Annotated in this window: 8 protein-coding genes; 7 read left to right on the forward strand and 1 reads right to left on the reverse strand. The window is 48.9% G+C overall.

From position 1 onward, the window contains the following. The 7 genes from PLA23_RS06350 to tpiA all read left to right on the forward strand — a co-directional run. Positions 1 to 420: prephenate dehydrogenase dimerization domain-containing protein (locus PLA23_RS06350; protein ID WP_324474488.1), on the forward strand; the 420-nt coding region annotated here is incomplete at its 5' end. After that, positions 417 to 1211 carry a prephenate dehydratase gene (locus PLA23_RS06355; RefSeq protein ID WP_324328712.1) on the forward strand — a complete coding sequence of 265 codons (795 nt, stop codon included), beginning with the start codon at positions 417 to 419 and terminating at the stop codon, positions 1209 to 1211. The genes PLA23_RS06350 and PLA23_RS06355, both read left to right, overlap by 4 nt. After that, positions 1202 to 2497 carry a 3-phosphoshikimate 1-carboxyvinyltransferase gene (aroA, locus tag PLA23_RS06360; protein ID WP_324474490.1) on the forward strand — a complete coding sequence of 432 codons (1296 nt, stop codon included), beginning with the start codon at positions 1202 to 1204 and terminating at the stop codon, positions 2495 to 2497. Before PLA23_RS06355 ends, aroA begins: the two co-directional genes overlap by 10 nt. Further along, on the forward strand, positions 2473 to 3855 hold the full coding sequence (aroE, locus tag PLA23_RS06365; protein WP_324474492.1) for a shikimate dehydrogenase: 1383 nt from the start codon (positions 2473 to 2475) through the stop codon (positions 3853 to 3855). The genes aroA and aroE overlap by 25 nt, the downstream gene beginning before the upstream one ends. After that, positions 3852 to 4859, forward strand: a complete 1008-nt coding sequence (locus PLA23_RS06370) for a chorismate synthase (protein WP_324328718.1) — start codon at positions 3852 to 3854, stop codon at positions 4857 to 4859. Before aroE ends, PLA23_RS06370 begins: the two co-directional genes overlap by 4 nt. A 7-nt stretch (positions 4860 to 4866) precedes the next feature. Beyond that, the gene (locus PLA23_RS06375; RefSeq protein ID WP_324474494.1) at positions 4867 to 7374 is read left to right on the forward strand and encodes a U32 family peptidase; all 2508 of its coding nucleotides are present in this window, start codon (positions 4867 to 4869) and stop codon (positions 7372 to 7374) included. 71 nt (positions 7375 to 7445) lie between these two features. After that, the gene (gene tpiA, locus PLA23_RS06380) at positions 7446 to 8129 is read left to right on the forward strand and encodes a triose-phosphate isomerase (RefSeq protein WP_324474495.1); all 684 of its coding nucleotides are present in this window, start codon (positions 7446 to 7448) and stop codon (positions 8127 to 8129) included. Here the strand turns inward: tpiA and PLA23_RS06385 are convergent, their stop codons facing one another. After that, the gene (locus tag PLA23_RS06385; RefSeq protein WP_324474496.1) at positions 8130 to 9812 is read right to left on the reverse strand and encodes a response regulator; all 1683 of its coding nucleotides are present in this window, start codon (positions 9810 to 9812) and stop codon (positions 8130 to 8132) included. It lies immediately after the preceding gene. Between the last annotated feature and the right edge of the window lie 64 nt (positions 9813 to 9876).

Genomic DNA, 9876 nt, shown 5'->3' on the forward strand with positions numbered 1-9876 from the left:
CAGGGTGCCAGAGTAACCGTGACAACGCCTGAACAGCATGATCGGATGATGGCCGTCATTCAGGGGCTGACTCATTTCAAGGCAATTCTGCTTGCAGGCACCATGAGAAGACTGGGCATTTCTCCTGCAGATACCGAGTTATTCATGAGTCCGGTATACCGGATAGAGACCGGGATCGCTGGCAGACTGCTTGCACAAAATCCGGAGCTCTATGCGGATATTCTCTGTATGAATCCGGAGGTGCCGTCCGTCCTTGAAATGTGTAACCAGGCTTTTACTGAGATATTCAGTATGGTAACAGCCGGGGATCATGATGCGTTTACCCGCGAATTTCTTGCATCTCGTGAATGGTTCGGTCCGTTCTGTGATCAGGCCCAGCGTGAGACCGATCACCTTATTCAGACGATGGTGAATCAGTGACGATCATTACTCTTGGCCCGGAAGGGACATTCTCTCATGATCTGGCACAAATGATGGATAGTGATATCATACTGGTCCCGACAATCAGCAGGGTATTCGCCCGTGTCCTTGATACCGGTATACCCGGACTTGTTCCCCTTGAAAATAGTGAGGCAGGAGGGGTTACTGCCACCATGGACGGGCTTATGCAGCACCCGGTATTCATCTCTGAAGAGCGGTACCTGCCGGTCCATCATACCCTTGCATCCGATACTCCTCTTGATAAAATCACGGTGATTTTTGCTCATCCGCAGAGTCATGAGCAATGCAGCAGATATATTGATGATCTCGGAGTTCCGGTCATTCATACCGAGAGTAATGCCGCAAGTGCCCATGCACAGAAGGAACGATCCGGCTCTGCAGCAATACTGTCACGAACGCTAGCGGAGCGTTCAGGGATACCGGTGCTTGCTGAAAATATTGAGAATAATCCTGATAATGTAACCCGGTTCATTGTAATCAGAAAAGACCCAGGTATAGAAGAGCATCCAGAAAAATGCAGTATTATCGTTGATCCGGGAGAAAACCGGGCAGGGCTGCTGTATGATCTCTTAAGTCCCTTCAAGGAGACCGGCGTTAATCTGACTAGAATCGAATCTCGACCCTCCAAGAGATGTATGGGAAATTATGTCTTCTTTATTGATTTGCAATGCGAAGGGAACTGGAAAGAGGCAATTGAACGTATCCGGACCATAAGCCGGGTAAAACATCTTGGGTGTTACCATCTGACCGGAGATAATCCATGCAGATGACGATTGGAAGATGCGGGCCGGTTTCCTTTACCGTTGCCGCGCCTCCTTCAAAGAGTTATACGCATCGTGCCCTTATCATTGCGGCTCTTGCTGATGGTGAATCAGAGATCATCGGCCAGCTTGATGCAGATGATACACGAATGACTGCACGGGCGCTGATGCAGCTGGGAGTCAGGCTGGACTGGAGCAGGGAGAATATCCGGGTACAGGGAAGAGGAGGCCGCCTCAATGCACCGTCACAGGAGATCAACATTCAGGATTCAGGAACTTCGATGAGACTGCTGACTGCCGTGTCCCTTCTTGCTGACGGACCAGTCATTCTGACCGGGAGTGCACGGATGCAGCAGCGCCCGTTAGGTCCGCTTATTGATACCCTGAATGCAGCTGGCGGGAAGATTTCGTATCTCAAAACCCCTGGCTATCCGCCGGTGCATATTGATGGGGTGTTTCCGGCAGGACAGATGCGTATTGACGGGAGCATTTCAAGCCAGTTTATCTCGTCTCTTCTGATCGCAGCACCGTATGCAGATCATGATGTATCTGTTCATCTGACTGGTGATCCGGTTTCACTCCCCTATATTCTGATGACGATTGACAGCATGGAGGCATTTGGTGCAGAGGTTCTTGTGTCAACGGGAGATCAGGGGGAACCGGTCTTTATCGTCTCTTCCAGGAAGCGGTATACTCCAAGAACCTATGTCATTGAAGGAGATTTTTCATCATCGTCGTACTGGTTTGCCCTTGCCGCGATCTGTGGTGGTTCTGCAACCGTCACCGGGCTGAATCCGCACTCCGCACAGGGAGATCGGAGAATTTTAGAGATACTGGAGATGATGGGGTGTATTATCACACAGGATCAAGATGTAATAACTCTTACCCGTTCACCTGATACGTGCCTTACCGGGGTTACGATTGATATGGGTGATTGTCCGGATATTGTTCAGACCGTCTGCATGGTCGCTGCAATCTCGTCAACGCCGACCACCATTACCGGCGTGCATCACTTACGAATGAAAGAGAGCGATCGGATAGCTGCGATTGCAAAGGGACTTGCCATGCTAGGGGGAAGAGTAAAAACAGAGGAGGATGCAATAACAATCTATCCTGCTCCGCTTTACGGGGGAACGATCCACCCGGAGAATGATCACCGGACCGCGATGAGTTTTGCCCTGCTCGGGTGCTTTATTGGGGATGTTACAATCCTTGATGCAGGATGTGTGACAAAATCATATCCAGGTTTCTGGGAGGAATTGAGACGGATATGGCAAAACGCCGTATTGTCCTGATCGGATATCGGGGAACAGGCAAAAGCAGTATTGGGAGAGCGCTCTCCAAAAAGACCGGTCTAGGATATCTTGATACGGATCAGCTGATTGAGGATACCACTGGAAAGAAGATTCCGCAGATATTTGAATCAGAAGGTGAGGCGGGGTTTCGTGATATTGAACAACATGTCATTGCACGAATCCCGTCCGGAGCAGGAATCATAAGTACAGGAGGGGGAGCGGTCATACGGCCAGCCAATGTGCAGATGCTGCGGATGAACAGTATTGTTATCCTTCTGACATCTGACCCTGATGTCATCTATCAGAGAATTCACAGGACTGACCGTCCCTCTCTGACCGGTCTTTCTCCCCGTGAAGAGATTGAACAGATTTTGTCCGAACGAATGCCTCTGTACCGGAGTGCTGCAGATATTGTTGTTGATACAAGCATGACAACAGCTGAGGAGGCTGCTCTCCGTGTTTTGGATAAGATAGAAAACGGTATATGTGATCCTCAAAAAAGGCGCGAACTCTTTGCATCGGTAATAAAAACCGATATTCCATCAGGAGAGAAGATTCATCTCAAACGAATATCTGATGACCGTGATATCTTCCTGTATGGGATTTTCGGTTATCCCTGCATGCATAGCAAAAGTCCGGGAATATACAATCGTCTTTTTGCGGATTATGGGATGCCCGCTCATTATACCTGGTTCGAGCATCCAGATCCTGGAGCGTTTCTCCAGTCTCTTCCCAATACCGGTGTCCGTGGTCTCTCCGTTACTATTCCTCATAAAGAGGCTATTCTTCCCTATCTTGATGAGATAAAACATGATGCTGAGTCAATCGGTGCTGTCAATACCGTTCTCATCCAGGAAGAGGAGAAATTCGGATTTAATACCGACTGGAAAGGGATATACCGCCCTCTGGAGGGGACAGAAGGAGATACGGCTGTCATTCTTGGTGCGGGTGGTGCAGCAGCGGCAGCGGTGTATGCCGTCTCGATGCGTGGATTTACTCCGGTTATCCTGAACAGGAACCGTGATCGGGCCGGGCATCTGGCGAGAAAGACCGGTGCAGAGACTGGGGTACTGGAGGATATCGGAAAGTTCCATCCGGATCTGGTGATCAATGCAACACCGGTTGGTATGGGATCAGATCCAAACACTCCGATTCCTCCGTCGGTTCTGCATCCGGGGATGAAGGTGTTTGATCTGGTCTATACCCCTCGGGATACGCCTCTTCTTCAGGCCGCTCTTGCTGCAGGATGCTCGGTAATTCCTGGAACCGAGATGTTTATTCATCAGCTTGCCGAACAGTTTCGTATTCTGACTGGTATTGAAACACCGGTCTTTCGACTTCGGGAGATGCTTGCATGAATACCTTTGGACGAAATTTTCGGGTAACCACGTTTGGCGAGAGCCACGGTGTTGCAATCGGTGTTGTCATTGACGGATGCCCCCCCGGGTTTCCACTATCCGCGGATGACATTCAGGTATATCTGGATAAAAGAAGACCCGGGAGTAGTGACCTTGTGACACCGCGAAACGAGGCGGATTCAGTCTCTATTCTCTCAGGGGTGTTTGAAGGAAAAACGCTGGGAACTCCTATCTGTCTTCTTATCTCAAACACCTCGATGCGATCTTCAGATTATGATGAACTAAAAGAAATATTCCGCCCCGGTCATGCCGACCGCGGGTATTTTCAAAAATACGGGCTACGCGATCACCGGGGTGGCGGCCGAAGCTCCGGGCGGGAGACAGCGGCACGGGTAGCAGCCGGCGCTGTTGCCAGGTGTTATCTGAAAAAGGAAGGAATTACCATCTCCGGTATCCTGAGTTCAGTGCATGGGAAGTCAGATCCTGATGAGATCGAGCAGACGATACGCGATGCACGGGATAGGGGCGATTCAGTCGGTGGGGTGGTAAGTCTTGTGGTTTCAGGGTGTCCTCCCGGCCTTGGTGATCCGGTATTTGGAAAGTTAGATGCTCTTATTGCATATGCTCTCATGGGTATCGGGGGTGTAAAGGCGGTCGAGATCGGATCAGGCGTCCGTGCCGCATTCATGACCGGTTCAGAGCATAATGATCAGATGACCAGTGACGGATATCGTTCAAATAATGCCGGTGGTATCCTTGGTGGGATATCATCAGGACAGGATATTCTGGTCAGACTGAGTGTCAAGCCGACGCCGTCAATAACGTCACTTCAGCAGACCGTTGATATCCACGGAAAAGATCAGACCATTTCGGTCACAGGAAGGCATGATCCCTGTATTGCAGTACGGATTGTGCCGGTCGCTGAAGCGATGATGGCACTTGTTCTTATGGATGCCCTCCTTGAACAAAGAAAGATCAGCCGTGACTGCAGACCGGAGTCCTGATTCTGGTATGAAATGTGATCTTCCTCTTCTCCTTGCACCCGCCGGTTCACCCGATGCCCTCATTGCCGCTTGTGCAGCCGGAGCCGATGCCATCTATCTTGGAGGCAGACAGTTTGGAGCCCGACAGTTTGCTGACAATTTTACTGATGAGCAGCTGAAAGAAGCAGTCAGATATGCCCATCTCAGAGGTATTGAGGTCTATGTCACCGTCAATACTCTGATAACGGAAAGGGAGATGCTTAAGGCATTGGATTACCTGGTATTTCTCTATTCAATTGGTGTTGATGCAGTTCTGATTCAGGATACCGGCCTATTATTCTGTGTTCGGACCCTTATTCCGGATCTTACCCTGCATGCATCCACCCAGATGGGGGTGCACAATATTCCCAGTGCACAATATGCAGCAGAAAACGGATGCAAAAGGATTGTTCTGGCACGGGAACTCAAAAGCGATGAGATACAGAAGATAGCTGACTCATTATCCGGGTATCAGGTTGATCTTGAGGTATTTGTTCATGGTGCACTGTGTTATGCATATTCGGGCCGCTGTCTCTTCTCATCTCTTGTCGGGGGCAGAAGCGGGAACCGGGGGATGTGTGCCCAGCCATGCCGGAAACAGTACCGGATAATGACAGGAACGTGCGATCAGTACGGAAGAATTACCGGGACAAAATCACGTAACAAGCCCGCATATATTCTTTCAACAAAAGATCTCTGTCTTTATCCGGTTCTTGATACCATTGTCCGCCTCCCGGTTCGGGCACTTAAAATAGAGGGCAGAATGCGATCGCCGGAATATGTCGCAACTGTCACGTCCATTTATCGGAAAGCACTGGATGCCATCAAAGCCGGCACATTCCATCCTGATCCGATGGATATGGCTGATCTTGCGATTGCCTTCTCCCGTGGGTTTACCTCCGGATATATCAGTGGCGAAGATTATTCTGATGTCATGGGGCGCAATTTTCCAGGAAATCAGGGATACTATCTGGGAACAGTCATCGATGCTGATGTCTGGAGGATACGGATACACCTTGAGTCTGCATTGATCCCAAAAAAGGGTGACGGACTTGGTTTTATTAGTGACCAGATGGGAGAAGGATTTGTTCTTGGTGATGATCCGATCATCCGGGATGGAATCATGGAACTTTCGATACCATTTCAGGTATCAGCCGGTTCGCCGGTCTTTCTGACACGACGGCGAGTTCTGAACCGGAATATTACATATCTGCTCGCGGACCCTGATGCCCGGTATGAAGGGTCTCTTTCCATCTCCTGTTCGGTCATATTTGCGGAAAATGGCACCATATCGGTGACCGGGACAGTCCGTGACCGGCGATCACACCTACACGCTTTCACCTGCAGGGGACCGGAAACCATAGCACCTGCAAAAACGCGATCACTGACACAAGAGATGATCCGGGAGCATCTGATGAAGACTGGTGGCACACTCTTCTCCTTCTCAGATATTACCATTTCAGGAGAAGAAGGATGGTTTGCTCCTATCCGTGTTCTGAACGCTCTCCGGCGTGAGATACTGAGGGCTGCAGAAGATGCAGTTGTTCAGTCGGGTATTCCAGGGTCTGATATGGTTGAGATCCGTGACAGGATACAGAACAGACCTTCCTGTGATGGTGCATCCATTTCAGGACCGGTTCCAATGCAGTCGCGGCTTGTTGTTCTTGTATCTTCAGGAACGGATGCTGACATCGCTCTGAGAAATGGTGCGGACCGGGTATATCTTCTCTGGACGACCAGTCCTGAATGGCCTAATGATTTTTCAAAATGTGACCAATCCATCGGAATAGTGCTCCCTGGTGTCATGAGACAGAACGAGGTTGATCTGTTCATGAGTCATCTGGACCACTGGGCATCACGTGGTATCCGTCACTATCTGGTCGATGCAGTAGGAATGGGTGAATATATTCATAATGTAAACCCAGAATTACACATTTCATCCTGGTATGGACTTCCTGTGACAAATGCTGCTGCACTCCGTGCATGTCACCGGTATGAGTTCTGTACACTCTCTCCGGAGTTATCTGAACAGGAGATTGCTGATATCGTCCGTGCATATCCGGTCAACACCGGTCCGGAACCAGCCATCTGTTGTCAGGGTCTTCTTGAGGCAGCGGTCACAGAGGATCATCTGTGTGCCTATGCTACAATAACCGATAAGGCATACATCCTGCTTCAGGATGAGAAAAAAATTTCATTTCCGGTCTGGTGTGAACATGCAGGACGAAGTCATATCCTGAACTCTTCTGAGCACAGTCTTTTTGATGAATATCCGTCACTTATCCGAATGGGTATCAGATGGTATATCATTGATGCCCGGGGGAGGGGAGGTGAATATGCCAAAGAGATGACACGGATATGGAAACGAAGGATTGAATCGTCTCTTTCTGATGACGAAGTGCGTGAGCTGAAGGAACAGATTCTCAGGATAAGTTTTGGAGGGATTACCAGGTCAGGATACCGAAGAGGACTATCTGAAATACGATCCGGGGTCTGAAGTGCACCGGAGAGACCACATGCAGTCATTATTGTGAACTGATAAGTAATACTACAACCAATGAATGCCGTATGAAATCACAATCACTGAAAACCCCTCTGATCCTTGTAAACCTAAAATGCTACTCAGAATCCATCGGAAACGGCGCCCATCGGATCGCGAGGGCTGCTCGTGAGGTTACTGATGAATCCGGTGTGACTATTGCACTGGCACCGCTCTATACTGATATCCATCCGGTGCATCACCATTATGACATCCCGGTATTTGCCCAGCATATCGACCCGGTCGATCCTGGTGCTCACACCGGACGGATGCCGCTTGCCGCAATAAAAGCTGCCGGGGCGATCGGATCACTGGTGAATCATTCTGAGTATCGTCTTACGATTGCAGATATTGAGAGGAATGTGAGTGCCCTGAAAAGTGCCGGACTCCTCTCCTGTGTTTGTTCAAATAATGTGGCAACGACAGCAGCTCTTGCAGCACTCGGCCCGGATTATGTGGCTATCGAACCTCCCGAGCTGATTGGGGGTACTATTTCTGTTTCTGAAGCAAATCCTGAAATCATTACCGGTTCGGTTGAAATTGTAAAGAGATATAATCCAGATGTCAGGGTTCTTACCGGTGCGGGAATTCATTCAGGCCGGTGTGTTAAGACTGCAGTTGATCTTGGAACTGACGGTGTTCTTCTCGCATCAAGTGTGGTAAAGGCAGAAGATCCGGCTGCAGTACTTCGGGATCTCGTGTCCCTTCTCTGATTATTCGATGTAATGGGGGTCGATGGTAATCAGAACCTCTGCATCCCCTCCGTTTTCTGGAACGAGTAACCGAACCATACAATGTAAATCTTCTTTTGTTCCGGTTATCGTATGAGAGGTCAGATACGAGATGGCGGCCCCCCCCTGAAGTACTTCACGAACTGCGTCAGATAATTCCATCTCACGCAGGATCCTGTTTTTCCGAAGTGGGGTACCGATCATCTCCTCTTTGCTGACACTGAGCAATTCCTGTGCACGGGGATTGACATCCTTGATAATCCCATCCTTTGAGACGACGATAACACCGATGTGGATGGCCTGGATGATATTTTCATATCGTTCTTTAGATCGCACAAGACCTTGCTTAATCTGACAGATACTGGTGATATCCCTGCCCAGCGTCACGGTACCAATCGGTTCTCCCTGATGGTTCACAAATGGTACCGTAAGGATATCCAGTTCTGTAATCCCTGATCCGGTTTTAAGGGTAAACCTTCCATTTGAGGGAAGTATAGTATGACCCGTTTCGGATTGGAAAGAATGAGGTATGCCACAAATACAGTCTTCTTCCTTTTTTCCAACCAGGTCATCAGTATTCCCTGCACTGAGTAGATCTGCACCGGCCTGATTCACAAAAAGAAAAGAACCCTCCTGGTCTTTTGCCCAGAGGATATCAGGGACGGTATCACATAATCTTCTCATCAGGGAATACATAGATGCATATTTTTCCTTGGCCTGAATGAGCGATCTTCGCATCTGGTCCTGCTGAATGGCCGAGCCTATCATGGCTGATGCTGCAAGAAGGGCATCAATCTCCACTCCGGACCAGATTCGCCCACCCATGAAATCAGTAAACCATAAGACTCCCCAGACGTTCTGATCGACAAAAACCGGAAAGATGGCAATGGATTTGGGGGTTAATCCCTGGTTGAAGAGATAATATTTCTGAATTTCTGATTCATTCAGAATAAGTGTCTCACCTCTAGAGAGCCGGTCTAAAAGTCCATTGTCTACAGGAATTTTTTCAGATCTGATATACTGCTCGTACGGATCAGGGTGAATTGCAATCCGTGTCCACGAGGCTTTATTCTGTACATAAGAGGGAGCGGGGGCATCATGAGCTGGTCCATCTGAATGTAATGCGAACAGCCTGACGGTATCAACTTCTGTAGCCAGACCAAAGAGGGTAATTGCTTCCTGTAATGCCCGTTCAAACGGCTCACCTCCAAGAAACAGGTTTGCGACCAGACTGACCGCTTCAAGAATTCCGTCCCTTCTTTTTAACGCCATGCGCGTATTGCGCTGTTGAATGGCATATTCGACTTTATGGTTAAGTTCAGCAAAAAGAGCTTTTGGATCGCCCCCTTTCTGAATATAGAAATCCGCTCCGGTATTAATTGCATCAATGATGACTGCCTCACGTCCTCTGCCGGAAAAGAGGATAAAGGGGATATCAGGATCAATACTTCGGACTTCTTTTAAAAAATCAAGCCCGTTCATGATGGGCATTTCATAATCAGATATGATACATGAGTATGATCCGGATCGTATCCGTTCGAGTGCTTCTTCTGCTGAATGGACTACATCAACCTTGAGTCGTCCGTTTTTTTCAAGACTGAGCTTTGTCAAATCGCATATAACCGGCTCATCATCCACATGGAGAATTCGGACTTCTGAATTCACGTATCAACCTGCTCCTATATGTCGCCCCTACAATTTCATAAAAGTTACATACGCATACACTGTA

The sequence above is a fragment of the Methanospirillum sp. genome, from assembly GCF_035406105.1.
Taxonomy (GTDB): domain Archaea; phylum Halobacteriota; class Methanomicrobia; order Methanomicrobiales; family Methanospirillaceae; genus Methanospirillum.